Origin of the sequence: Streptomyces sp. GC420 (genome assembly GCF_009916105.1) — a bacterium.
Taxonomy (GTDB): domain Bacteria; phylum Actinomycetota; class Actinomycetes; order Streptomycetales; family Streptomycetaceae; genus Streptomyces.
This window is the reverse complement of the sequence record NZ_JAAAXQ010000035.1, coordinates 1-23668: the sequence shown is the minus strand read 5'-3', so window position 1 is coordinate 23668 and position 23668 is coordinate 1. Positions and strand designations below refer to the sequence as shown.

24 protein-coding genes and 6 pseudogenes are annotated in these 23668 nt (G+C 69.0%); 11 read left to right on the top strand and 19 right to left on the bottom strand.

Annotated elements, in window-relative coordinates:
- Positions 1-125: 125 nt before the first annotated feature.
- A pseudogene (locus GUY61_RS07290) lies at positions 126-996 on the bottom strand (transposase family protein).
- 113 nt (positions 997-1109) lie between these two features.
- On the opposite strand from GUY61_RS07290, the gene GUY61_RS07285 reads away from it, so the two are divergent.
- Positions 1110-1505 carry a VOC family protein gene (locus tag GUY61_RS07285; protein WP_166629232.1) on the top strand — a complete coding sequence of 132 codons (396 nt, stop codon included), beginning with the start codon at positions 1110-1112 and terminating at the stop codon, positions 1503-1505.
- A gap of 140 nt (positions 1506-1645) precedes the next feature.
- Here GUY61_RS07285 and GUY61_RS07280 read toward each other — a convergent pair whose 3' ends face one another.
- The 7 genes from GUY61_RS07280 to GUY61_RS07250 form a co-directional block, all read right to left on the bottom strand.
- On the bottom strand, positions 1646-2224 hold the full coding sequence (locus GUY61_RS07280; protein ID WP_166629231.1) for a MarR family winged helix-turn-helix transcriptional regulator: 579 nt from the start codon (positions 2222-2224) through the stop codon (positions 1646-1648).
- 56 nt (positions 2225-2280) lie between these two features.
- Positions 2281-2733 carry a hydroxyphenylacetyl-CoA thioesterase PaaI gene (gene paaI, locus GUY61_RS07275; protein WP_166629230.1) on the bottom strand — a complete coding sequence of 151 codons (453 nt, stop codon included), beginning with the start codon at positions 2731-2733 and terminating at the stop codon, positions 2281-2283.
- A 541-nt stretch (positions 2734-3274) separates the two neighbouring features.
- Complete coding sequence (locus GUY61_RS07270) at positions 3275-4528, bottom strand: ABC transporter substrate-binding protein (RefSeq protein WP_166629229.1); 1254 nt, start codon at positions 4526-4528, stop codon at positions 3275-3277.
- Positions 4529-4613: 85 nt separating this feature from the next.
- Positions 4614-5693, bottom strand: a complete 1080-nt coding sequence (locus GUY61_RS07265) for a branched-chain amino acid ABC transporter permease (RefSeq protein ID WP_313896552.1) — start codon at positions 5691-5693, stop codon at positions 4614-4616.
- A complete protein-coding gene (locus GUY61_RS07260; protein WP_166629228.1) occupies positions 5686-6573 on the bottom strand; it encodes a branched-chain amino acid ABC transporter permease in 888 nt (295 codons plus the stop codon). The genes GUY61_RS07265 and GUY61_RS07260 overlap by 8 nt, the downstream gene beginning before the upstream one ends.
- A gap of 1 nt (position 6574) precedes the next feature.
- A complete protein-coding gene (locus tag GUY61_RS07255; protein ID WP_166629227.1) occupies positions 6575-7372 on the bottom strand; it encodes an ABC transporter ATP-binding protein in 798 nt (265 codons plus the stop codon).
- Positions 7369-8160 carry an ABC transporter ATP-binding protein gene (locus GUY61_RS07250; protein WP_166629226.1) on the bottom strand — a complete coding sequence of 264 codons (792 nt, stop codon included), beginning with the start codon at positions 8158-8160 and terminating at the stop codon, positions 7369-7371. Before GUY61_RS07250 ends, GUY61_RS07255 begins: the two co-directional genes overlap by 4 nt.
- A gap of 178 nt (positions 8161-8338) precedes the next feature.
- Here GUY61_RS07250 and GUY61_RS07245 point away from each other — a divergent pair, with 178 nt between their 5' ends.
- The 4 genes from GUY61_RS07245 to GUY61_RS07230 all read left to right on the top strand — a co-directional run bounded on the left by GUY61_RS07245 (position 8339) and on the right by GUY61_RS07230 (position 12980).
- The gene (locus GUY61_RS07245; protein WP_166629225.1) at positions 8339-9022 is read left to right on the top strand and encodes an IclR family transcriptional regulator; all 684 of its coding nucleotides are present in this window, start codon (positions 8339-8341) and stop codon (positions 9020-9022) included.
- Positions 9023-9415: 393 nt separating this feature from the next.
- Positions 9416-10288: an alpha/beta fold hydrolase gene (locus GUY61_RS07240; protein ID WP_166629224.1), complete on the top strand. Its 873-nt coding sequence runs from the start codon at positions 9416-9418 to the stop codon at positions 10286-10288.
- 20 nt (positions 10289-10308) lie between these two features.
- Positions 10309-12039 (top strand): bifunctional 3-(3-hydroxy-phenyl)propionate/3-hydroxycinnamic acid hydroxylase, encoded by a 1731-nt coding sequence (locus GUY61_RS07235; protein ID WP_166629223.1) that lies wholly within the window; start codon positions 10309-10311, stop codon positions 12037-12039.
- Positions 12036-12980 (top strand): 3-carboxyethylcatechol 2,3-dioxygenase, encoded by a 945-nt coding sequence (locus GUY61_RS07230; protein WP_166629222.1) that lies wholly within the window; start codon positions 12036-12038, stop codon positions 12978-12980. Before GUY61_RS07235 ends, GUY61_RS07230 begins: the two co-directional genes overlap by 4 nt.
- Before the next feature lie 39 nt (positions 12981-13019).
- Here GUY61_RS07230 and GUY61_RS41810 read toward each other — a convergent pair.
- Together GUY61_RS41810 and GUY61_RS07220 are read right to left on the bottom strand one after the other, a co-directional pair.
- Positions 13020-13801 (bottom strand): annotated as a pseudogene (locus GUY61_RS41810) (IclR family transcriptional regulator).
- A 686-nt stretch (positions 13802-14487) separates the two neighbouring features.
- Positions 14488-14778, bottom strand: coding sequence for a hypothetical protein (locus tag GUY61_RS07220; protein ID WP_243766249.1), 291 nt, complete (start codon positions 14776-14778; stop codon positions 14488-14490).
- 516 nt (positions 14779-15294) lie between these two features.
- On the opposite strand from GUY61_RS07220, the gene GUY61_RS39105 reads away from it, so the two are divergent.
- Together GUY61_RS39105 and GUY61_RS07210 are read left to right on the top strand one after the other, a co-directional pair.
- Entirely contained in the window at positions 15295-15948 is a 654-nt protein-coding gene (locus tag GUY61_RS39105; RefSeq protein ID WP_243766248.1) for a barstar family protein, read from the top strand.
- Positions 15949-15990: 42 nt separating this feature from the next.
- Positions 15991-16803, top strand: coding sequence for a DUF4253 domain-containing protein (locus tag GUY61_RS07210; protein ID WP_243766247.1), 813 nt, complete (start codon positions 15991-15993; stop codon positions 16801-16803).
- 59 nt (positions 16804-16862) lie between these two features.
- Here GUY61_RS07210 and GUY61_RS39845 read toward each other — a convergent pair whose 3' ends face one another.
- The 5 genes and pseudogenes from GUY61_RS39845 to tpg all read right to left on the bottom strand — a co-directional run.
- Complete coding sequence (locus GUY61_RS39845; RefSeq protein ID WP_243766246.1) at positions 16863-17261, bottom strand: DUF5958 family protein; 399 nt, start codon at positions 17259-17261, stop codon at positions 16863-16865.
- Positions 17258-17380 (bottom strand): hypothetical protein, encoded by a 123-nt coding sequence (locus tag GUY61_RS41120; protein ID WP_279576770.1) that lies wholly within the window; start codon positions 17378-17380, stop codon positions 17258-17260. Before GUY61_RS41120 ends, GUY61_RS39845 begins: the two co-directional genes overlap by 4 nt.
- A gap of 57 nt (positions 17381-17437) precedes the next feature.
- The gene (locus GUY61_RS41115) at positions 17438-17563 is read right to left on the bottom strand and encodes a hypothetical protein (RefSeq protein ID WP_279576769.1); all 126 of its coding nucleotides are present in this window, start codon (positions 17561-17563) and stop codon (positions 17438-17440) included.
- A 79-nt stretch (positions 17564-17642) separates the two neighbouring features.
- Positions 17643-17960, bottom strand: a pseudogene (locus GUY61_RS41805) (transposase); the annotation flags it as partial.
- A 70-nt stretch (positions 17961-18030) separates the two neighbouring features.
- Positions 18031-18258: pseudogene (gene tpg, locus GUY61_RS07200) on the bottom strand (telomere-protecting terminal protein Tpg); the annotation flags it as partial.
- A gap of 415 nt (positions 18259-18673) precedes the next feature.
- Here tpg and GUY61_RS07195 point away from each other — a divergent pair.
- Entirely contained in the window at positions 18674-19144 is a 471-nt protein-coding gene (locus tag GUY61_RS07195) for a helix-turn-helix domain-containing protein (RefSeq protein ID WP_166629219.1), read from the top strand.
- 90 nt (positions 19145-19234) lie between these two features.
- A complete protein-coding gene (locus GUY61_RS07190) occupies positions 19235-19420 on the top strand; it encodes a hypothetical protein (protein WP_166629218.1) in 186 nt (61 codons plus the stop codon).
- 196 nt (positions 19421-19616) lie between these two features.
- On the opposite strand, the gene GUY61_RS39840 is transcribed toward GUY61_RS07190, so the two are convergent.
- From GUY61_RS39840 to GUY61_RS07180, 3 genes and pseudogenes are all read right to left on the bottom strand, one after another.
- On the bottom strand, positions 19617-19865 hold the full coding sequence (locus GUY61_RS39840; RefSeq protein ID WP_243766245.1) for a hypothetical protein: 249 nt from the start codon (positions 19863-19865) through the stop codon (positions 19617-19619).
- 14 nt (positions 19866-19879) lie between these two features.
- A pseudogene (locus GUY61_RS41800) lies at positions 19880-20122 on the bottom strand (GntR family transcriptional regulator); the annotation flags it as partial.
- The gene (locus GUY61_RS07180) at positions 20119-20547 is read right to left on the bottom strand and encodes a hypothetical protein (RefSeq protein WP_166629216.1); all 429 of its coding nucleotides are present in this window, start codon (positions 20545-20547) and stop codon (positions 20119-20121) included. The gene GUY61_RS07180 and the pseudogene GUY61_RS41800, both read right to left, overlap by 4 nt.
- Positions 20548-20733: 186 nt before the next feature.
- On the opposite strand from GUY61_RS07180, the gene GUY61_RS07175 reads away from it, so the two are divergent.
- Both GUY61_RS07175 and GUY61_RS07170 read left to right on the top strand, forming a co-directional pair.
- Complete coding sequence (locus GUY61_RS07175) at positions 20734-21717, top strand: hypothetical protein (protein ID WP_243766244.1); 984 nt, start codon at positions 20734-20736, stop codon at positions 21715-21717.
- Positions 21718-21972: 255 nt separating this feature from the next.
- Positions 21973-22938 carry an ankyrin repeat domain-containing protein gene (locus tag GUY61_RS07170; protein WP_313896551.1) on the top strand — a complete coding sequence of 322 codons (966 nt, stop codon included), beginning with the start codon at positions 21973-21975 and terminating at the stop codon, positions 22936-22938.
- Positions 22939-23493: 555 nt separating this feature from the next.
- On the opposite strand, the pseudogene GUY61_RS39835 reads toward GUY61_RS07170, so the two are convergent.
- Positions 23494-23668: pseudogene (locus GUY61_RS39835) on the bottom strand (ATP/GTP-binding protein); the annotation flags it as partial.

Here is a 23668-nt window from a genome sequence, read left to right as displayed (position 1 = left end):
CATCGCCGGCGACGAGAACAGCGCCACCGGATTCTGAACACCTTCCTCACCCTGCACCTCAACACCTCAAGCTGGAGTTGGAAAGGCTCACTGAATCTTTCTCGGTAACGTTTCGTGATCTTCGGTCAGACGGTGCGGCCGTGTTCCCGCTGGAGCAGGACGAGGGCAGCTCGGGCGATCCGGGTGATGCCGCTGGGGGTCGAGGCTGACCCGGCGCAGGGCGTTGGCCCGCTCGGTGACCGCGTGGACGCCTCGGATGACCGAGTTGAACGCCTGCTGCTCGTCATCGAGTTCGCTGCCTTTGGGCTTCTTGACCGGGTGGCGGAAGCCGTCGCCGGCGTTCTCGTAGCCGAGGTCGGCCAGGGTGGGAATGTCCAGGGTGGATGCGAGCCGGTTGAGGGCGTCGACCAGGCCGTGGGTGCGGGCGCAGGTGGTGTCATGCTCGCGGCCGGGGCGGACCGGGGAGGCCCAGATCGGCCAGCCGTCGGGGGCGGAGATGACCTGGACGTTGCCGCCGTGGTGCTTGTGCTTCCCGGACCGCCAGAGGTCGGCCCCTTTGGGGCCGGGGGCGGCGACGCGGTCAGTACGGATGACGGTGCCGTCCAGGTCGAGATGGGTGTAGCAGGCGGCCGCCGCCCGTTCCAGCGCGGTGGACGGATCCGGGGCGTGGTCGGCGAGCACGGTCAGCCCTTCGTGCAAGTAGCGGTACGCGGTGGGCACCGAAACCCCGTTGTCCCGGGCGAGTTGGGCCAGCCGGGTCCCGTCGACGAACCACCGCAGCACCAGGACACCCTGCTTGAAGACGCCCAGAGCGCGGGTCCCCCTGCGGGTGCCGAGCCGTTCGCGGTGCTCGCGCAAGAGTTGGGCGAGAGCCTCGGCGGTCTCCCTGCCGACGTGGAGTGTTGCGGTGTAGGTGATACTGGTCAACGCGTGAAGCCTCTGGGTTCCGGAACGTGATCTTCGCAGACCTGTTCCTACCAGGGGCTTCTCGCGCATCTGATGCCGGTCAAGCCCGCCTGACGGCCTCGCCAGCCAGGAAGATCGCGGATCTGTCGGACGGGCGGCCTGGCCAATACTCTGAACTTCGTCCGCACTGCCTGGGGAGAGTCATGACAAGTAGGTTCACTGAGCTGGCCGTTGACTGCCACGATCCTGAGAGGCTCGCAGCCTTCTGGTGCAAGGTCCTGGACTTCAAGGTGATCGACCGGAGCGAGGGCAAGGTCGAGATCGGCTCCTGGGTGCCGACCGTCGAGGATGTTCGGGCCCGTCAGATGCCGCCCACCCTGGTGTTCATCCAGGTACCTGAGGGCAAGACCGTGAAGAACCGGCTTCACCTCGACGTCAGCCCAATCGACGGCAGCACCGAGGACGAGGTGACCAGATTGCTCGGCCTCGGCGCCACCAGGACGGATGTGGGCCAGGGGTCAGACCGAAACTGGGTAGTCATGGCAGACCCCGAGGGCAACGAGTTCGACGTCCTACGCACCCTGGTACCGCAGACCTAGGCCGCGAGCGGGCACCCGCACCCCGTCACACACCGCAACCGTTACGTTGCCGAGAAGACCTCACTGATTGCCAATGGGATGACAGAAATCCCGCCGGACGGTCCCGGCGGCCGTGCAGGCAGGGGTGAGGCGTGCCGGTGTCAGTCCTCGGCGGACGTCGCCGTCCTGGCGATCCGTCCGGCCACCCTGCTCAACAGGCCCTTGAGAGTGGCCTGCTCGTCCGCCGTCAGATCGCCGAACCACTCCCGCTCAAGCCGGTTCTGCTGCGCGAACGCGTCCTTGATGGCGGCGGCACCGGCTTCGCTCAGCCGGACACTCACCAGGCGCCGGTCCGTGGTGGAGAGTCGTTCGCGGATCACCAGGCCGTCGGCCTCCAGGGTGGCCAGGACGCTGGAGGCCACCTGGCGGCTCATCCCGGACAGGCGGGCGATGTCCCGGGCTTCCGCCTGCCCGAAGATCCACACGGTGTACAGGATGCGGAACCCGCTGGAACTGAAGCCGTGCGGGCGGTGGATCAGGCGCTCGGAGTGCTGGCTGTGGGTGTTGGCGGTCCGCAGCAGGAGCATGCCGAGGTGGAAGGCCATGGGATCGAGACCGGGCAGCTCCCGCCGGGTGAGCTCCAGGGCGACGTCGCCGAACTCGGAACCCTGGACCTCGGAGGCGGCAACGCGGGCGTGCCGGGCGGAGGAGTTCCTGTCCGTCGTCGCCCTGTCTGCCACTGCTCGACCCCGCTGTCCTTCGCTCGGCGCCCGGCCCTGTCTGCTGCAGAATCAGACTACCGAGGCGTGGCGATCGACCTCGTGCGCAGGCTCTGTCCCCGGAAGGTCGCGACGATCGTCGCGCCGTCCTCGGTGGTCACCACCACGTCGTACACACCGCTCTTGGCACCCTGGTGCACCGCCCGGCACACGGCGGTCAGGACGTCCCCGGACCTGGCGGGGGAGAGGTAGTGGATGTTCGCCCCTGTGGAGACGGTGGGCGCCTCGCCCGAGCTCGCGGCGTAGGCGAGTGCGGTGTCGGCGAGCAGGAAGATGACCCCGCCGTGGCAGATCCCGTGGCTGTTGAGCATGTCCGGGCGCACCGCCATGGACAGCAGTGAGTAGCCGGGCCCGGCCTCGTCAACGGTGATCCCATGGGCGTGTGCACAGCTGTCGTGTGCCAGCAGGGCCTGGGCTTCCGGGGGCAGCGCGGGGCGTGCTGAGGTCCTGCGGAGGCCGGATGCGGTCATGACGTGCGCCTCTCTCGTGGTGGATCCGAACGGAGCCGTTATGAGCGCAAAGAATAGACTGTCAAAGAATTGACTTTATCGGTTGAGGTGCACGACCTTGGGGCCACCGGCGGACCGCCGTCCCGGAGGGCGGCCACGCCGGTGGGACGGCCGCAGCCTTCCTCCCCCTCCTCTGGGGCGGACCCAGGTCGTCGCCTGCTTCCTGATCCCTTGTGCGAGGGCTTCGGTCTCGCGATATTCGGCAGCATCGTTCCGTCGCTGCGCAGCTACGCCCCCTGGGGCCCGAGCGCAAGAGACGATCGGCTACATGCGTGCAGGAAGAGGATCGCGCCCGTCTCCTGCGCGCGGGACCAGAGGGGTTCGTACGACGCCATCATCATCGTGCGTAGCCTCATCCACCGCGCCTGCCGCCCACCGCCGGCACGACCGCCCCACCCGGTGACCATGACCCCCACGCCTTTCTGTGCGAGCTCTTGGGCGGTCGTGGGGGCCGCTGCGGTCACGCTGGGGTCGACGGCTGTTGCACGGCGCCGCCGACGGCTCAGGGGTGGTAACCCGCCTGCAGGTCAGAGGCGAAGAAGTCCTTGACCTGCTTGAGTCCACCGTCGTTCTTGGCGGGCTTGAGGATGAGGCTCTGCGTCGAAGCCGGCTTGGCCGGGTCGGCGAAGTCGAGGGTCGGGGTGACGTCCGTCTCGACGCCGGACAGTTTGCGCAGCTGGGTAGCCACCGAGGCGCGGGTCAGGTCGCCCGCGTCGCAGGCGGCCTTGATTGCCTCGCCCATGACTTGGGCGTTGACGTAGCCGATGAGCGCGTGCTGGGTCGGTGTGCTGCCGTCGGCGACCCTGTCGAAGGCGGCGGCCACGGTCTTCTGGGTGTCGCTGTCGCCGGCGAAGGGGCGGAGCGAGGTGACGACGAGGAGGTTCTTCAGGATCTCCTCAGCCGCCGGGCTGGCGAGAAGGGAGGGGTCGTACGACGGGGCGTTGACGAGCAGCGGGATGTCACCGAGGCCGAGACTCGGTGCTTGGGAAGCCACCATCGCGGTCTGCTTGGGGCCGGTCGAGACGAGGATCGTCCTGACGCCGGCTGCCTTGAGGGCCGCCATCTCGGCGCTGATGTCGGTCGCGGTCGCGTCGACCTTCTTGCCGACGTACTTCAGGCCGAGCTTGCCTGCGGCGTACTTTGCACCGGCGGCCGCATTCTCACCGAAGTCCCCGGCCATGTAGATCTGGCCGACGGTGTCGCCGGCCTTCAGCTTGCCCTCGTCGACGAGGTACTGCACGCCGTTGACCTCGTCGAGGTCGTAGGTTGTGCCGGCGACGGCCAGCTCGGGGGTGCCGAGGTAACCGCGGCTCCAGCCGTTGGCCACCGTGGGCATGTGGTCGGCCTTGATCTGGGGCAGCAGCGAGGAGATGACCGGCGAGCCGAGGAGCTGGACGATGCCGAGGACGTTGCTCTTCATCGAGGCGTACTCGGTGTTGGCAAGCTGGGTGTCCATCTTCTGGTCCTGGGCGTCGAGCTTGATCCGGCGACCGCAGATGCCGCCGTCCTTGTTGACCTCGTCGGCCCAGATCTGGTTGCCGGCGTAGACCGTCTTGGCGAGTGGGCCGTAGACGACGCTGAAGTCGCTCAGCACACCCAGGGTGATGGTGTCTTGGGTGACGCCGAAGTCCGTCTTGACGCCGCCCGAGCCCGCGTCGCTGCCGGGGGACGTCGAGCGGGTGCCACAGGCCGCCAGCAAGACGGTGCTGAGCACCGCAGCCGAGGCGGCGGCAATACGGATGGTGCGCTTGCGCATGGATACCTCTTCTTCGGGGTGGTTCCTGTGCGGAGGGGCTTTGGGGTGGTTCCTGTGCGGGGGCCCGCCCGGGGCCGGGGATGGCTCAGGCGGAAGCCGGGACGCGGGGGCGTGCCCGCAGGAAGGAGGCGACGCCGTCGGGGCGGCCGATGATGATGGCGACCACGACGACGCCGTACACGATCTGGGCGACGACACCGGCGGTGTAGCCGTTGGAGCCGCGCGCCGCCAGGAAGGGAAGGGAGTCGCTGAACTTGTTGAGCAGCAATGGCAGTGCGGTGACGAAAGCCGCGCCGCCGACGGCGCCGCCCACCGAGCCGAGGCCGCCGATGACCACCATCGCGAGGTAGGACATCGAGACCAGCAGGTCGAAGTTGCCCGAGCCGATGAAGTTCGACGCGAGGGCGAAGAGGACGCCACCGAGGCCGGCGAAGGCCGACGACAGGATGAAGGCGGTCGCCTTGGCGTGCTGCACGGAGATGCCCATGGCGGCTGCGGCGGCCTCGTTGTCGCGGACCAGTTTGAGTGCACGGCCGGGGCGTGTATGCAGGATGCGGTTGGCCGCGAGGATCGTGAGGATCAGGAGCAGCAGCGAGAGGTACCAGAGCCGCTCGGTGCCGCCGAACGGGACGCCGAGCACGGTGAGCTCGTGGGTCGGGTTGGAGCCGCTGAGCTCGAATCCGCCCACCGTGAGTGGCTCGACCGGGCGGCCGTTGACCCCTCCGGTGGCCTTGACCGCGTCCTTGATCACCCACTGGACGATGAAGACGAGGCCGATCGTGCTGACGCCGAGGTAGAAGCCGCGCAGCCGCGCAGCGACCGGACTGAACGCAAGGCCTGCCAGGCCGGCGACGAGCACGGCGAGTACGGCGGCGAGCAGCGGCGGCAGGCCGAGGCCGGCGATGTCGTCACCGCCCTTCCGGCCCGACAGGAAGGCGTAGGAGTAGGCGCCGACGGCCATGAACGCGGCGTGTGCGAGCGAGAGCTGACCGGCTGATCCACTGAGGATGGTGAGTCCGATCGCGGCGATCGCGGCACCCATGGAGAAGACGCCGATGATCGTCCAGGACTGGTCGAAGTAGAGCGGGATCACGGCCAGGACGAGCACGGCTGCGATCGCGACGACCGGCTTGGCGAGACGTGCCTCAAGACTGGTGTCAGACACGAGCGACCTCCTTGGAGCCGAAGAGACCGTGGGGCTTCAGGAGGAGCACGGCGACCATGAGGATGTAGGGCGTCACCGAGCCGATGTCGGTGCCCAGGAACGTGTAGTGGCTGGAGTAGCCGGTCACGAGGCCCTGGACGAGGCCGACCAGCATGCCGCCGACGACGGCGCCCTCCGAGGAGTCCAGCCCTCCGATGACGACTGCGGGGATGGCGCTCAGGGCGACCAGGTGCGAGGTGTAGTCGAGGCCGGGATTGGGTGCGGCAGCGAGGAAGAGTCCGGCGAGGACGGCGAGCACGCCTCCGATGCCCCAGGCGGCGCAGGCGACCCGGCGCTCGCTGATACCGAGGAGCTCCGCGGTCACCGGGTCGGCCGAGGCGGCCCGCATCGCCGCACCCCAGGGCGTGGCGCGGAAGGCCCAGAAGAAGACGCCGACCATGATGATCGTGACGACGATCGCCCATACCCGCGCCTGTGGGATCCCGACACCGCCGAGGTGCCAGACCGAGGCGCCCCAGGGGTCCTTGGTGGTGAGGAAATCCGAGCCGATGCGGCGGGTGAGCTCGCTGATGAGCACGACCTGGATGCCCATGGTCATGATCGTCTGGGTCAGGTGGCCACTGCCCCGGCTGGCGAGGGTGAGGCCCCAGATGATCACCGCGGCGGCGCCGCCGACGAGAAGTCCGACGAGGGCCGCGAGCCAGAAGCCGGAGTGCGGCGCGACCTTCGCGGCGGCGAAGACGCCCGCGAGCATCACGGTGCCCTGGGAGAGGTTGAAGACCTTGGTCCCCTGGAAGATCGTCGTGAAGCTGAGCGCGATCAGGGCATAGATCGCGCCGAGCGAGATGCCGAGCAGCAGCTGCTGCACGAAGAGCTGCATCTCAGGACTCCTTGCCGAGGTAGGCCGCGATGACCGCGGGGTCGTTCTGGATGTCGACGGGCGTCCCGTCGGCAATGAGGCGGCCGAAGTCGAGGACGCTGATGTGGTCGGCGACGCCCATGACCAGGGGCATGTCGTGCTCGACGATGAGAACTGAGGCACCCAGGCCGGTGTTGACCGCCCGGACGAGCTCGGCCATCTCGGTCTTCTCGTGGGTGGGCAGGCCGGCCGCGGGCTCGTCGAGGAGCAGCAGGTCGGGCTCCGTCGCGAGCGCCCGCGCGAGCTCGACCTTCTTGCGCTGGCCGTAGGACAGCGTCCCGGCCGGGCGGTTGAGCATCGGGCCGATGCCGACGAACTCGGCGATCTCGATCACCCGCCGACTGTGGACGCGCTCCTCGCGCCGCGCCCTCGGCAGGCCGAGGGCGGCAGAGACATAGCCCGTCCTCGTGAGGCGGTAGCGCGCGACCATGAGGTTCTCGAGCACGCTGTCGGACGCCGTGAGGGCGATGTTCTGGAAGGTGCGACCGATCCCGAGCCGGGCGATGGCGCCGGCCCTCATCGACGACAGCTCGTGGTCGCCGTACCGCACGGCGCCGGCGGTGGCGCGGTACAGGCCCGAGATCACGTTGAAGGTCGAGGACTTCCCGGCGCCGTTGGGGCCGATGACGGCGTGGACGGTGCCGGGCTCGACGGTGAAGGAGACGTCGGTGAGGGCCTTCACCCCACCGAACTGAAGCGTGACGTGGTCGACGACGAGCGGGAGGGCACGGGTCTCGACGGGCGCGATCGTGGCGGTCATGCCGACCACCTCGCCAGGGCGCGGGCCGGGGCCGCGGAGACGAGCTCGTCCACCGGTTCGTCGATGTCGGCACCGAGGTAGAGCTTGCGGACGTCGTCGCTCTCGGCGAGCTCGGCGGCGTTGCCCTCGAGGACGACCCGGCCGCTCTCGAGGACGTAGGCGTACTCGACCGCACCGAGCGCGACGGCCGCGTTCTGCTCGACGAGCAGGATGGCGGTGCCGGTCGCGTGGATCCCCTTCACCGATTCGGCGATCTGCTTCACGACGAGCGGCGCCAGGCCGAGGGTGGGCTCGTCGAGGATGAGCAGGCGCGGCTTGCTCATCAGCCCCCGGCAGATGGCGAGCATCTGCTGCTCGCCGCCGGACAGGAGCCCGGCAGGCTGCGCCTTGCGCTCGCCGAGCACGGGGAACCGCTCGTAGGAGTCGTTCATGAGCCGGCGGCGCTCGGCGTGATCGCGCAGCACGATGCCGGCGGCCTCGAGGTTCTCCTCGACGGTGAGGTTGCCGAAGACCCGGCGGCCCTCGGGCACGTGGGCGATGCCCTCGCGGACGATGGCGGACGCACGGCGCGTGTCCACGCGCGCACCGTCCCAGGTGACCTGTCCCGCCACCACCCGGCCGCCGACGGCGCGCAGCACACCCGACGCGGCGCGCAGCAGCGTCGATTTCCCGGCCCCGTTGCCACCAATGATCGCGACACTCAGCCCATCGTCGACAGTGAGTGAAGCACCGTCGACGGCGATCACCCCCGGCCCGTAGGTGATGTGCACGTCGCTGAACTCCAGCATGTTTTGCCCTCTGGTCGCTTTCTTCGGGGTGCGTGCATATAGTGCACGGTGTGATGCAGATATCGATGAGAGTGAGGGGGGGTGCATACCCCTGTCAACCCCCGTGCAGCAGGCGGGCCGATCGGCGTGTCGCAGCCGCTGATCATCACCCCGGCGTCGGCGTCTATGCTGTGCGGCCATGAGCGACACTCGATCGGCACCTGGGGCCCAGACCCTGGCCCGCGGGCTCCGCGCCCTCCAGCTGGTCGCGGTCGCTCCCGACGGAGTGACCATCCAGGAGATCTCCGAACAGTTGGACGTCCACCGCTCGATCGCCTCACGGCTGCTGTCGACCCTCGCCGGGTTCAAGTTCGTCATCCGCGGGGCCGACGGCCGCTACCGCGTCGGCAGCGGCCTCGCCGCCCTCGCCTCCGGCATCCACACCACCTTGCGGGTCGCCGCCGAGCCGATCCTGCACGAGCTCGCCGAGCGCCTCGGCGCCACGGTCACCCTGCTCGTCGCCGAGGGCGACGAGGCGGTCGCGCTCTCCGTCGTCTCGCCCGCCCGCTCGCAGTACCACCTCGTCTTCAGCACCGGCGGCCGCCACCCGATCAGCCGCGCAGCCGGTGGCGTGGCCCTGCGGGCCGCAATGTCACCCTCGCCGGGCGAGGAGGCCCGCGTGGCCGAGGCCCGCGAGCGCGGGTATGCCGAGACCGTTGGCGAGGTGGAGCCGGGTGCTTACGGTGTCGCCGTACCGCTCCCCCAGGTCGCCGGCGTCCCGGTCGCCTGCCTCAACCTGATCACCCATCGGGCCGAGATCGCGGCCGAGGCGCCGCCTGTGCTCATCGAGGCGGCGGCACGACTGGCCGCCCAGCTGTCCTGAGCCCTCTTCGCCCCGAGCAGTGACCGCGCCGCCTCGGCTGCCCCGCACTCGGCTCCGTCGCAGATTCGACTCCGGCTCGCACCCCGGTAACGCACCGTGATGTCCTGCGGTGCAAAGGGCAGCGTCGTACGCCACGCGGGAACGGCAACCGGCGCGGCCGCATGCCACGCCGTACCGCCCGTCGACTGAACCTCAGCCGGGCATGCCCCTCATTCGCCGGCATCAGGGGCAGTGGCCAGGTGCTCCGCGTTGCCGCCGGATGCGAGCCGGAGCCGATTACGAAACAGAGCCGCCGCCTTGACACGCCTTCGGGGTGGTGGTGACATACCCGCGTCACGCCATGCATTTATCGCATTAACACGTGCAGATAACGCACAAGGAGCCGCCGCCGTCATGACCCTCACCAAGGAAGTCGCCGCACGCGACCTCACGCTGCCGTCCGGCACGCACCTTCGCTACTACGAAGCCGGCCAGGAGTACGCCGCGTCCGGCGCGCCCGCGGTAGTCCTGCTGCACGGATCCGGGCCGGGGGCGACCGGGTGGTCCAACTTCTCCGGCAACATCGGCGTCATCGCCGACGCGGGCTTCCACGTCCTCGCGCCCGACATGCCCGGCTGGGGCGACTCCGACACCGTGGCCACCAAGGACATGGACCACGACGCGACCCTGGTCGAACTCCTTGACGCGCTCGGCCTGCCGAAGGCGGCACTCGTCGGCAACTCGATGGGCGCCCACACCGCGATCCGCTTCGCGACGCTCCACCCCGAGCGCATTACCCACCTCGTGACCATGGGAGCCTCGCTGGGGCGCGGCCCTGCCACCCTCTTCGGTCCCGGCGACGGCCCGAGCGAGGGTCTCAAGGTGCTGGTCAAGGCCTACAAGGACGCCGGACCGGAGAACATGAAGGCCCTCGTCGAGATCATGACCTACGACAAGGAGCGCTTCGCCACCCCGGAGCTCACCAAGGCCCGCTCCCAGGCAGCGCTCGCCCGCCCCGACCACCTGCAGAACTACGTCCAGGGCCTGGCCTTCGGCGCGCCGATCCCGATCAAGGCCGACCGCAACAAGATCCCGGACATCCAGACGCCCACCCTCCTGATCCACGGTAAGGACGACCGCGTCCTGCACTACGAGATCAGCCTGTGGCTGCTGGCCAACATCCCGAACTCTCGCCTCGTGCTGCTCAACCGCTGTGGCCACTGGGCGATGATCGAGCACGCTGAAGAGTTCAACCGCCTCGTCGTCGACTTCCTCACCCACAACTGAGCCCGGCGGAGGCACCGCTCATGAGCACACTCGACACCGACGTCGTCATCATGGGGGCCGGTCCTGTCGGCCTCACCCTCGCCAACCTCATCGGCATGCGCGGCCATCGCGCGATCGTCCTCGAGGCCCGATCGGAGCTCATCGACTACCCCCGAGGCGTCGGACTCGACGACGAGGCGATCCGCACGCTGTGCACTGCCGGCCTGTGGGGGCAGATCGAGCCCTTCACAGTGCCCCACCACGTGGTCCGCCTCGTCAACGGCGAGGGCCGGGTGCTGGCCGCCAACGATCCCCAGACCCAGGAGTTCGGCTTCCCCCGCAAGCACGGCTTCATCCAGCCACTCGTCGACAGGGAACTCGCGGCAGGACTCGACCGTTTCACCGGCACCGAGCTCCGCTTCAGCCACCGTGTCGTCGGGCTGGAGGACCTGGGCGACCACGTCTCCGTCACAGCCGAGCAGCTCGACGCCGACGGAAACGTCGCCGGCACCGTCACCGTCACCGGGCGCTACGCCGTCGGCTGCGAGGGTGGCAGCTCCTTCACCCGCAAGTGGATGGGCGTCGAGTTCGAGGGCAAGTCCCCCTCGACCCGCTGGGTCGTCGTCGACGTCGACGACGACCCGATCGGGGCACCCAACGTCTATCTCGGCGCCGACCCCCGCCGCCCCTACGTCTCGATCGGCCTGCCCCAGGGCATCCGCCGCTGGGAGTTCATGCTCCACGACAACGAGCCCACCGGACTCGTCGACGACCCGGACTTCATGAGCTCGCTGCTCGAGCGGTTCGTGCCCGACCCGGCCGCCCTCACTATCATCAACCAGCGCACCTTCACCCATCATGGCCGGGTCGCCGGCTCGTTCCGCAAGGGCAACGTCTTCCTGGCCGGCGACGCGGCCCACCTTATGCCGGTCTGGCTCGGCCAGGGCTGGAACTCCGGCATGCGCGACGCCACCAACCTCGCGTGGAAGCTCACCTCCGTCCTGCGCGGCGATGCGTCCGAGAACCTGCTCGACTCCTACAGCGACGAGCGCCACAAGCACGTTGCCGACATGATCGACGTCAACATGGCGGTCGGCTCGATCATGAAGATGGGCAGGTTCGGCGGCAAGGTCCGCGACATCTCCGCCTCGGCCCTCAACCTGGTGCCGAAGTGGAAGTCCTACTTCACCGAGTTGCGCTTCAAGCCCATGCCGCGCTATGCCACCGGGGTCGTCGTGGACCAGGCCACCCTCCGACCGGGTCAGGCCGAGGCCACCTTCAAGAGCTCGAAGCTGGCGCCGTTCGTCGATTCCGCCGGCTCGATCTCGCCCGTGGGCCTGCAGTTCATCCAGCCCCGAGTCAACACAGGCGAGCACACCAACATCCTGCTCGACGAGGTCATCGGCGACTGGTGGGCCCTCGCCACGTGGGGCACGAACCCCACGAAGTTCCTCTCGGCGAACGACCTCGAACTCATCCGCCGGCACCGGGTCAAGCTCATCTCGTTCATGCCCGAGACCCAGCGGAGATGGGCCGAGAAGCGGTACGCCGACTCGCCGACGCCCGTCACCGTCGTCGGTGACACCTCGGGCGCCCTCAAGCGCTGGTTCGACGTCCGTGCCTGCGGCCTGATCATCCTGCGCCCCGACCGCTTCGTCGCAGCCGCCTCCCTCACCCAGCAGGCGCCCCGGGCCCTGGCCGGGGTGATCGCGGCGGGCTCGCTCTCCACCGCTCTCGGCACCGGCACCGGCACCGAAGGAGTCCGCTCATGAGCGTCGCACTCGTCTGCATGTCCCACAGCCCGCTCCTGGAGTACGCTGACCCGCCCGCGGACGTGACGGCCGCCGTGGACGCTGCCTTCGACCAAGCGCGGGCCTTCGTGCGGGACTACGACCCGACCCTCGTCGTCCCCTTCGCCCCTGACCACTACAACGGCTTCTTCTACGACCTGATGCCGCCGTTCTGCATCGGCTACGAGGCGCTCGGCGTCGGGGACTACGGCTCGGCCGAGGGACCGCTCGATGTGCCGACCGCGGTGGCCGAGCGGCTGGCCGAGTGGGTGGCCGAGCGCGATCTCGACATCGCCATCTCTCGCCGCATGGAGGTCGACCACGGCGCCATCCAGCCACTGGAGATCCTCTTCAACGGCATCGACACCGTCCCCGCCATCCCGGTCTTCATCAACGGTGTCGCCAAGCCCTTCGTGAAGATGGCGCGCGTGCGCAAGCTGGGCGAGGCCATCGGCTCCTTCCTCGCCACCCTCGACGACGAGCGCGTCCTTGTCATCGGCTCGGGCGGCCTCTCGCACGACCCTCCCGTGCCGCAGTGGGCCACGGCCGACGACGCCCAGCGCGCGTTGCTGCTCAACGGCCGTCACCCCACCGCGGCCGCACGCGATGCCCGCCAGCACAACGTCATCAACGCCGGCAAGGCGTTCGCGGCGGGAACGGCGACCATCCGCGACCTCAACCCCGAGTGGGACCAGGCCCTCATGGAGGTCTTCACCTCCGGTGACCTCACCCCGATCGACGCGATGAGCGCGGCGCAGATGGCCGAGGACGCCGGCAACTCGGCGCACGAGGTACGCACCTGGGTCGCCGCGTTCGCGGCACTCGGTGCGTCCGGCCCCTACACCGTCACATCGTCCTTCTACCGGCCGATCCGCGAGTACATCGCCGGGTTCGGCGTCATGACAGCGCGCACCGCGCGCTGAACCCGCCCGCACCGCGCGCTGAACCCGCCCGCACTTCGGCTACTGCTGCGCAATCGGAGGCAGGACAAGACGAGTAGCTCGTTGCGGTGCTGTTTGACCGAGCCCGGAATAACGGGGGCTGCCGCTGACCGGCGAGGGCAGCTGCTGCAGCAGCTGGCCAGGCGGGTGCTGGAGTCGGCCCGGGAAGGCGAGATCACCGACTGCGATCGCGGTCCGCGCGGGGACCGGATGAGAGGCAGTCATCCGCCCTCGCAACAGCTTCCCGCGCCGCCCGGTTCGGTCTTCGCCCCACGGAACGACCCGGACGCCCCCTTGCAAGCGAAGCCGCAGGCGGTCCGGGTCGGTGATGGCAGTGGGGCGTGCGGCTCGGCAGCGGCTGCGACAGCACCTCCTCGGTCAGCTCGGCGCCGGAGAGGGCGGGCAGGGCCTTGCCCACGGCGGTACAGCTCAGCGGGAGGCTGCCGCCGATACGGGAGGGCCAGATGGAGGGCCTCGTGGCCGTGGATGCGTTCGAGGTGGACGACGTCCAGGCCTTCGCGAACGCCGAGGGGGGGCGGTCCCACGGGTGGCCTCGAACAGTCCCTGCAGGAAAGTCAGGGCCGCCTCGCGCAGATCACGTCGGCGCGGGATCAGCGAGCCGAGTTCGAACAGCTTCGCCCCGAGCCGGTAGTGCGGGCCCGAGCGCTCCAGCCGGCCCAGCCGCGCCAGGTCCGCCGCCAGCCGGTGCACTGTCGGCTTGGGCAGTCCGGCGCGCTCCGCAAGTTCCGACCGCGGTACGGACCGCCGCTCGGAGTGAAGCAGTGCGGACCGGCGGCCCGCATCCGGATGCGGCCGGGCGTATCTGCAGGCCTCCGCGCCACCTCCGGATCGGGATCGGCGGCCAGGGTCACGGCCAGCCGCTCTGGATGGCTCCGGAACCACAGGGACTGCAGGCGGATCTGCGGGTCCGGGTCGCGGGCCCAGCGCTCGAACTCGAACTCGACCTCGGCCACCTTCGGGCAGTGCCAGACGGCCAGCGCCTGGAAGCGGCGGCGGAAGACGCCACCGGGTTCACTGGCGATCAGACGCACCCACTGATCAATACTCATGTCCATTTTAAGCTCTGCGAGTTGCAGACGAACCTTTCGATCGGGATGCCCGATGGCAGCGTCGATGACCTCAGCTTGACTCTGTCGGGGATCTTGGACTTTCCCGGAGCGCCAGCATGATCAGCGGGCATGCTCGGGGCTGTTTCGCAGGCCGATGCAGTGGTCGAGGTGTCCGTTGTCGCTCCGTCCCCGTTCCGGTGAGCAAGTCCCGTCTCTGACCGCGCGGATCGCGCGGGCGAGTAACCCGGGCGGTACGACAGCGATGTGGGTGAGAGAGCCTGCCGCACGGCCGATGGCTGTCTGGTGTCTCCGGGAGACGGCTTGCTGGGTCAGCGGCTGCCCGTTCCGGGTGACGTTCCCTGCGGTGATACAGGGCGTCGACACCGACCTCGCACCACGGCTCGCCACGAACGCCGAGCTCAGGATTTGCCGGCGGCCTCGGCGACGTTGTCGCCCCTGGCCACTCCGTCCCGTCCCATGCCGAGGAAGCGCCGGATGACTTCGACCGGCATATCGAGTCCCTCGGACGCGGACTGCTCGTCGCCGAAGACCTGCACTGCCTCAGTGACAGCCACGGCCAGTTCGACCTCTGCCTTGCGGACCTTGGCCTCGGCCTTGTCCACGGTGTCGACCACCGCCAGCTGACGGCGCTGCCTCTCCTGAAGTCTCTGTTTACGGGAAGGGGGGTTGCCAGGGTTCTGCACAGTCATGACCAAGATCATAATCAGTCGGGTGCACGCCCATGAAATCGGCAACTCACCCGCATTATCGGGGCGTTCACGGCTCGAAGGTTCAGCACCGGCGGTCCCGTGAAGCTGTTGTTCAAGGTAGTTGCGGTTCCGGGGCGTTGTCACGTTGACGGCGGGTGCCTGTCGATGGGGCTTCGGAGCGTGCTGGGGTGTGGTTTCCGGCAGATGCCCCCGACCAACCGCGTGTGATCGCCTTGCGCTCACACCCCTCCGACCGACGACAGTACCCGTTCGCACCATAAGGTCGGAACATGTCCACCGAAGACCTCCCGGCCCCCACGGCCAAGCACTGGCAGGACTGCACGGACGTGTACGACTTCCTGGACCAGATCCGTCTCCGGCCCGGGATGTGGCTGCCCGGCGGCTCACTCCAGCACCTGCAGTCCATGCTCACCGGCTACCGGGTAGGGCTTGGCGTGCACAGCATCGACGAACCTTGGGCCTTCTGGCCCGAAGACGACTTCAGCCGCTGGCTCCATGAGTATCGCGGCATCGCCAGTTCCCACCTGGGCAGCCGACATCGAACGCAACACCCCCGACGGCTCGACTCCCGTCGAAGAGTTCTTCCGTCTCCTCGACGCCTACCGGAGCGACGCGGCACAGAATCCGGAGCCAACCGCCAGGACTGCTCGGCTTCCCGGCATCGAGTACATGATCAACACCTTCGTCACCCTCTTCTGGCGCAAGCGTCTCCTCGCACAGGCGGCGGAACGTCTCGAAGACCGCGGCTTCCGCGTGATCCGCCTGGAAGCCGGCCAGTGGAACGCGGAGCGGGACATGCACCGTGCCATGGCCGCAGCCCTGGACTTCCCCGACTACTACGGGCACAACCTGGACGCGCTCAACGACTGCCTCGGCGACGTGGCCTGCTACGGCCGCTACGACGATGCTCCCGAAGGTGCCGGACTGGTCCTGGTCTTCACTGACTACGATCGGTTCGCGACAACCTGCCCCAGGGCGGCGCAGGTTGTCCTGGACATCATCGCCGACCAGGCCCGCCAGGCAGCCGTACTTCGCCGCCGTCTGATCTGCCTGGTCCAGTGCAACCACCCGCAGATCCGGTTCGAACCCGTCGGCGCCACGCCGGTCCTCTGGAACAACGAGGAAGCGCTCGACGCGCGTCACTGCTGAGCAGGCGACCCCTTGTCAGTGCACCCGGTTAGGGTGCCCGCCATGGACATGGGACTGCTGACCGCACCGCCCTCTGAGGGCCTCCTGCCGCCCGGCCGGATGGTCACGCCCGACGAAGGCGACGGAGACGTACAGCCCCTGTGGCTCAGTGACGAGCCGGCCACGGTCGAGCTGTGGACGCGGATGTACGAACACACACGCTCCGGCCTGTGGCCGCTACTGCTCGACTCGCTGGATCCGAACGATGCCGAATTCCGCCCATGGGGATCCGGGGAGGTCTTCCCCGAGGAGATGTCCTCCCCGGCAAGCCACGACTCTGCCAGCCTCCTCGCGCAGTGGTGGGCGACTTATACGGCCGTCGGTGGCGACGACATGCTCGACGCCGACCGGCGCCTCGCCGTCACGGCCCCCTTGGGACAGACCTGGCCCGGCCTCGCGCCCAGCCGGGAGACGGCAACGAACCCCGATCAACTGGCGGCCGAGTTCGCGCAGGCGTTCCTCGCCGACCGCCCACAGACACGGCTGGGACTGGTCGCCGCAGCGTCCGGTGCCGAGGCGTTGACAGCTGTGGGCTGGGCCGGACCCTGCAACTACGACAACGACACCGCGAAGTTCTCTGCGGTCCTCCGTGACTGGGAGCACCGCTTCGGTGCTCGTGTCGTCGCGGTCGGGTTCTCCACGCTGCACCTCAGCGTCGCCGCGCCACCTGTGGACGAGCACGAGGCGCTCCTGGTCGCGGCCGAGCACTTCGCCTTCTGCCCGGACAACATATGGCAGGGCAGCAGGCCGTACACACTGGCCGCATACGCCGAGCGGATCGCCGGCGCCCACCACTGGGACTTTTGGTGGGACTGATCCGCTCCGCAGAAAACGCTCAACCGGGAACCGGCATTCAGGGGTGCGGTGCTGGGTTTTCAGGCGACGGCGGACAGTCTGTGCCACCAGTGACTGCAGCCGCCGGAGCAGAAGCGCTTGCGGCGCCGCGCGTCGGCAATCGTGAGCACCGCGATCAGCAGCCTGAACGCCTTGCGGCGTTCGTCGAGAGGCGCGAGAATGGTGATCTTTCCCAGTTGCTCGTCGATCCGGCCTCGTGAGATCAGCACTGCGGGCGTATGCGTCGGGCGCAGCCCGGCACGGCGGATGCTCTCCGGTGCGTCCTCGGCGACGGCGCGTGCCTGGACGCAGTGATGGCGCAGGAACAGCAGCACCTCGGACTGCTCTTCCTGGCCGAGGCCGTCGAACCATTCGATGCCCTCTGACATCGGGCGCAGACCTTGTGCGAGCTCGTTGAGCAGGACGTCGCGTTCGTTCATGACTGCCTCCCGGGGAACAGGCGGCGCTCCGCCGCGGTGATCAGGATTCCGAGCAGCACCGCCAGATCGGCCGCGCCTTCGGCGTCGTCGGCCCAGCGGGTGGTCTGCAGTGGGTGCACCTGGTCGAGGAGGATGCCTTCGCGTGAAGGTTCCCCGTGATCCTGGACACGTTTCTGTCATGCGGCGAGGGCGTGGTCTGGTTTCGTTCCTTGGTGGCGCTGGCGGGTCTCGTGAGGGGTGGGGTAACCCCACTCGGGGTGCCTGCGCAGGCGCCTGCGGTTGTAGTAGGTCTCGATGAACATGAAGATATCGGCCCGTGCGCTGGCTCGGTCTGGCGAAGAAACTCTCGGCGGCAGCGTCGTCGAAGCAGACCCCGGTGCGCCCCATGCTCTGCCGCAGCCCCAACTCACCGAGCCGCACTCGAAATTGAGTTGATGTGTATTCGGATCCGCGATCGGTGTGGATGATGCAGCCGTCCTCCAGGTAGCCCAGGCCGGCAGCCATCTCCAGGGCGTCGACGACCAGGTCGGCTCGGTGGTGGTCGGCCATCGAGTAGCCGATCACCTCACGGGTCGCCAGATCGAGCCAGGTCGCCAGGTACAGCCAGCCCTCGGCGGTCACAGCACTGGCTAGCCGGTCGCCCGCCAGGACCCTCCCTGGTCCTGCGCGTTGAACTCGGCATCGCGTGCACAAGCACACCCGGCTCCCGCGGATACGCGAGCGAGCCCGGATCAACTGGTCCGGGCCCGGGCTGTTCGGGGCGTGGCTGCTACAGGTCGAACTCCAGGTGCTCAATGTCCGAGAAGCGGACCTCCTCCAGGCTTCCGGCGCGGCGGCCACCGTCTTGGAAGTACACCTCCTTCAGCCCTTCGGCCGCGATCTCCCGCAGACGCTGCTCGGTGGCGCCCTGCCCCTGGGCGTCGAAGAGGCGAGCCGCGTACTGCGGCGGCAGCGCGACGGTCAGGTGCCGTATCCGGGCGTCGTCGGTCGAGCCGACCGACTCGCCGCCGCGACCGCCGCACTCGTCGGCCGGCCGGGGGCCGGGCACCGCAGTGGACGAGGACGGGCAGACCCGCTGACGCCCGGCTCCCGTTCCCGGCACCGGCCCCTTTCCGCGTGCAGGCGACCGACGCCGAAGACCTGGCATGCAGCCCCCTTGACCCGGCCCCGGCCCCGGCCCTGGGAGGCTGCCGTTGATGCAGGCACTCCCTGCCCGTCTGCCGGACCGCCCGTATGCGTCACCGCACCACGGGGCGGGACGAGGACGGGTGAACGGCAGGGGCGGCTGCTGGTCGTCGACTTCGACTTCTTCTTCCACACCCCCTTCGAAGGGCTGCCGGCTGCAGAAAGCGACCGGCGGCGCCGGGCCGGAACGGAATGCGCTGTCAGTGCCCCGCCGTAGGGTGCCCGGCATGGCCCGTTCCTGGACGCGACTGCATGAGCACCTCGGTGAGCCGCCCGGCCCGCTCTCTCACGACATGATCGCGAGGGCGGCAGCCGACCGGCCGGCCGAGTCCGACGACCTGGACTGCGAGGAGCAGCTTCCCCAGCCTCCGCGTGAGGGCCGGTGGAACGAGCCGGCCAAGGACGTCGCCGCGATGGCCAACACCTGCGGCGGCCTGATCATCCACGGGGTCCGGGACACCACCTGCGAGCTGACTGGCATCATCGGCCCCGGCGACGTGAAGGCCGATCAGTACGCCCAGTGGGTCCGCAACTACGACCAGCCGTACCCGTCCGGCCTCACCGACGGCACCACCAGCGTCCCGGTCGCCGATGTCCCAGTCATCCCCAAGGCCCCTCACTTCGTCTACGGCACCGCAGCCCGCGACAAGGACCAGCAGGCCGCCGTCGCCGCGCTCAGGAACTGCTCACCGGCCTGATGAACCAGTTCGGCCTCGACCCGCACCTGGTTGCAGCCGTCACGACGCCACCGGCCCCGTCCGCGAGCCCTACCGAGAGCAGAGCCCACCGTGTTCCAGGAAACCCCGATCTTCAGCCGACTCGTCGCCGAGCGCGGCGACGTCCCCGCCCAGGTGCGCGGCGAAGCCGAACGTATCCGCCGCGACCTGGCCCGCGTACTGCCCCAGACACCCGCGCCCCGCCCGAGCACAGCGCACAACGCCGACGGACCGACGGCTTCTCCCGCCCTCCCGTAGATGCACGGGCCGATGAGCAGCCCGGGGCCGCTGGAGTCCTGTGCACCTGGACCGGATCACCCAGCGGTGGACCGAGACAGCGCGGTGGGAGGCGTACCACCAGGCGCACCCGCGCATCCTTGGCGCGCCTACGGGCATGCTCGGTCCTGGTCGCGATATCACGCCTCGACGACCTTCGGGGGCGGTTGGGCAGCGTTCAGCACGGATGCCCGTCCGGAGTCTGCCACCGGGGCGCGGCACCCAGGACCGCCCACCATGTCGTCACCTGGTCGTTGCTCACCAGACAGGTGTTGAGCTGCCAATCCGGTTGCCCTTGTGGCCGGATGTGGCTGAGGACATCGCGCAGTGCGGCCTCCAGAGCCTCGATGCGGCAGGTGTCGGCGGTGTCCGCGCGCATCGCCTCCCGGGGCAGGGGATCGGCGACGCAGGTGCCTTTGCCGTGCATGCGTCGACCAGGCCCTCTGCGCGGAGCGTGTGCAGCGCCGCCCGCACTGTCATGCCCGCGAGTGCGTACTGCTGCTGCAGGCTGCGCCCCGCGGGCAGCCGCTCGCCGGGCCCCAGCCGCCCGGACAGAATCCGCCGACGCAGGTCCGCGGCCGCCTGCTGGTACGGAGGCAGCGACGGACCGTGGCCCCCCGACGGATGCAACGACGGCGCTGCCGCTGTCGCGGCGGTGGCAGCCGCGCGATCTGCCGCGCTCACCGGCTCTTCCCGGCGGTGGCACGGCGCGGCCGGTTCGGCTCCCGGCCGATCTGCGCGGTGACCTGCTTGATCTCCTTCTCGCCGTAGGCGGTGCGCACCCCGGAGACGCTGTATCCGGCGCGGCGGGCGAGTTCCTCCAGCCCGTAGGGGCGACTGCCGTGGAACTCCCTTCCGTAGGCCAGCAGCCGGCGGATCTGGGTGTCGACGGCCTCCTTCTGTACTTTCAGGTCGTCGAGCGCCAGCAGCAGCGGATCCGTCCCAAGGCTGTCGCTGGCTCCCTCCAGGTGGAGGACGTCCCTCTTGCGCTGCTCGGCCACCTGGTCGCAGGCGTCGGCGTAGGAGTCCTCGGGGGTGACGGTGCCCGGTTCGGGCATCGGGTGGCGCAGGGCGGCAAGTTCCTCAACCGAATACATGGCTGCGATCATCGCAAGATTTTACGATGATCGCAACAGGTTGGCCGGGGGTCGTTCTCGCCTGCCAAGCCAACGCCCCTGGTCCCACTGCCGCCCGGCATGGCCGTCAGGGCTGCCGTCACGGACAGATCGCCGCACCCGCACCGCCGTCCCAGGGCACGTGCTCATGCAACCTTTGGCCACGGGTATTCTCTGGCGATGTCGAATAAGTCAGTGGCGGCGGGAGTCGGTCTCGCTGGTGTGATGGCGCACTGCGGCGGAAGCCCGATGGGCGCCGTGAAGCTACTGGTGGGGGCAATAGCCTCGGCACCGGCTGCTCCGGAGCCCTATGCGGCCCTCGCCGAGTTGTGGCAGGACCGACGCTCGGAACTGAAGGAGAGCCTTGAAGAGGGCAGCTCCTTGAGCGCTGTGCTGGCGCAGGCGTACTTCTTGTTCCTTGAAGGGGACATGGACGACGCGGTGATGGCCCTTGGCTCGGTCACGGGTGCGCGGCCCGACGTGGCGTGGGGCGCTGCACCCTGGTTCGGCGATGCGCGCTTTCTCGGCGCGGTGAGTGCCGAGGCGCTGGCCGAGGCGTGTCTGCGGACGTTGGACTACGGCCACGACCTGGACACCGACGAGATGCGGGAGCGGTTCGCGCCCTGGTTCCATGCCCTCGACGTGGTGTCCGAACGCAATCCCGTACCGGAATCGCTGGCCGCCATGGCCCGGCTGCCCCGGGCCTGCGGCCGGTACGAACTGTCCTTCGCTCTGTGCGACCGCGCCGATGCCGTCGACCGGGTCATGTGGACCGCAGTCGCACGGGCGACCACCTGGCGGGTGATGGGCGACCTGGACCAGGCTGCTGAGGCCTTCGAATGCGCCTTGCTCCTGGACTGCGCCAACTGGTCCCTGTACCTGGACCTGGCGGACGTGCGTGCCGAGCAGGGCGACTTCGCCGCAGCCGCGGACCTCGTCGAACAGGGCCTGGAACACGAACCTCACGAAGTCTCCCTGCGTGCGGCGGGAGCTGCCTACCGCACACGCCTTTCCGGCTCGTCCGACGACCTGAGGGCCCTGATCGCCTTGGCACCGGAGCTCGCGAACACCACTTATCGGAACCTGCTGATCGACTACGCATGTGCAGGGCCGAAGCTGCCTCGCAGACTCGTGGCCAAGGCCCACCGCATCTGCAAGAACTGAAAGAACTGTCGCGCCAACCGGTGCCAGAAGGAGGGCCTTCCCGCTCCTGGTCATGTCCTCCGCCGACCTCCCACCTGACAGTCGTTTCTATCGCGTACGAACAGCGTACGGATCGCGTACAGACAAAGCCCGGTTACCGAATCTGGCCTGTGTGCCAGCGCCCTGGAGCTACGTGCGCTCGTGCCGTTGCGCTGTTCTCGGTATGAGAGCGTGACGAAGTGGCGCGAAAGCATGCGACGTGTTCGAGGGGGAGCGGTGGCAGCAGAGAGTGACGGCTGGGCCGGCATTGGCTGGGACTGGACGGATGCCGACGACATTCGCCGACGCCTCGACGAAGGAGCCGATCCGGAGAGATGGAGCGGGGGCCGGCCCCTGCATCGGGCAGCGGTGTTCGGCTCCCCGGAGGCCGTCGTGGAGCTGGCCCGCCGGGTTGCGGATGTGGACGCGCTGGAGAACGGGGTGACAGCACTGTGGGAAGCCGTCATGTCCAGGAAGCCGGCCAGCGCACGAGCGCTCGCCGCCGCCGGGGCCGATCCCTGGCGGCTGTCGCTCGGCGGCTGGTCACCGGGGCGGCTGAGCCTGGCCGGACCGACGCCGGAGCTGTTCCCGGTACCGGAAGGGGCGTCCCTGACCGACACCGAGCGTGCGGCAGCTCAGGAGGCCCATCGGCTCACCACGGCGCTGGGCGACTTCGACTACGACGGTACGGGGCTGGCCTGCGTGGCCGGCATCGACGCGGCCGAGTCGGTGCGCCGTCTTCAGGCGACGCCGGTGGACGGCGAACTCCTCGAAGAGCTGCACGAACTGCTGGAGGATCCCTACGCCTACGACATGGACGAGAGCCTGCAGATCATCGGCGTGACGTCCGTGCCGGGCGGCTGCGTCGTCACCCAGCCCTGGGGATACGCGCCGCAGATGCCGGGCGTGCTGGCCCGGTTGTCCGCCGGCACGGTCTGCTACGGCCTGTACGCCAATCCCAAGAGCGGCAACCAGGGGAGCATCGCCCGTCATGGAACGGTCGAGGGCTCAGACCTGCACCCCGGCGGAGGACCGGACGAGAACGACACCTCCGAGGAGGTGCTGGCCTCGTACCTCTACCAGCACAACGCCGTCGCCTACGCCTGCGCCTTCGCAGGACTGCGCCCGACCGACCGGCGCGCCGTGGCCGGACCGCCCGATGTGTGGGTCGAACTGCCCCGCCGCGACTACTGGAGTCACTGACTCAAAACAGGCCATCGTCGCCGTGCTGTCATTCTGCCGCTCGCACGTCGATGGCACACGCTCAAAATGCAGTGGCGCGGGACAGGCCGTACCGTCTTTCCGACTCCGGGCTGCTGCCCGGGGGCCGTTCGTTTCGGGATCGGGGAAGAGCTGTCATGGCTGTGGTGGAACTGCTGCGCCCGGGCCGTCCCGAGCGTGCGCGGCTCTTTCCCGACCAGGCCGAGGCCGTCTCCCGGTTGGCGCGGCACCTGCGTCGCCCGGGGACGCGGGGGACTGTTCGTGTCGGCGATGGGCATCCTGGTCGACGCGGACGCCGTGGGCGCCTGACACTCGGAGGGGGGGTTTGTTGGTGTGCGGGGCGGTGGCTGGTCTGGGGTGTTGCTGGTTTGTTGAGAGGCGGATTTGGCGGTTTGATCGAGATGGTCGGGGTGTGTGAGCTGGGGGTGTGTGCTTCACGTTGAGGGCGGATGGGTTCGTTGTAGGTAGTTCTAGCGTGTAATGGCGCGATTGGTGTTTGTGCTGGTCAGGGCTGTTCTGCCTGGTCGGCGGGTGGGGTTAGCGGCCTCGGGTGGGGCGGTAGTGGGCTTCGGCGAGGTGGTCGAGGCGGATGGCTTCGAGTGATTGCTTGGTGATGCGTTCGGTGCCGTCGCAGATGGCGTTGATGGCGGCTTGGCGGATGAGTCGGGTGAGGGATCCGATGCGGCCGGCGGTGCGCTGGTGGAGGTAGGGG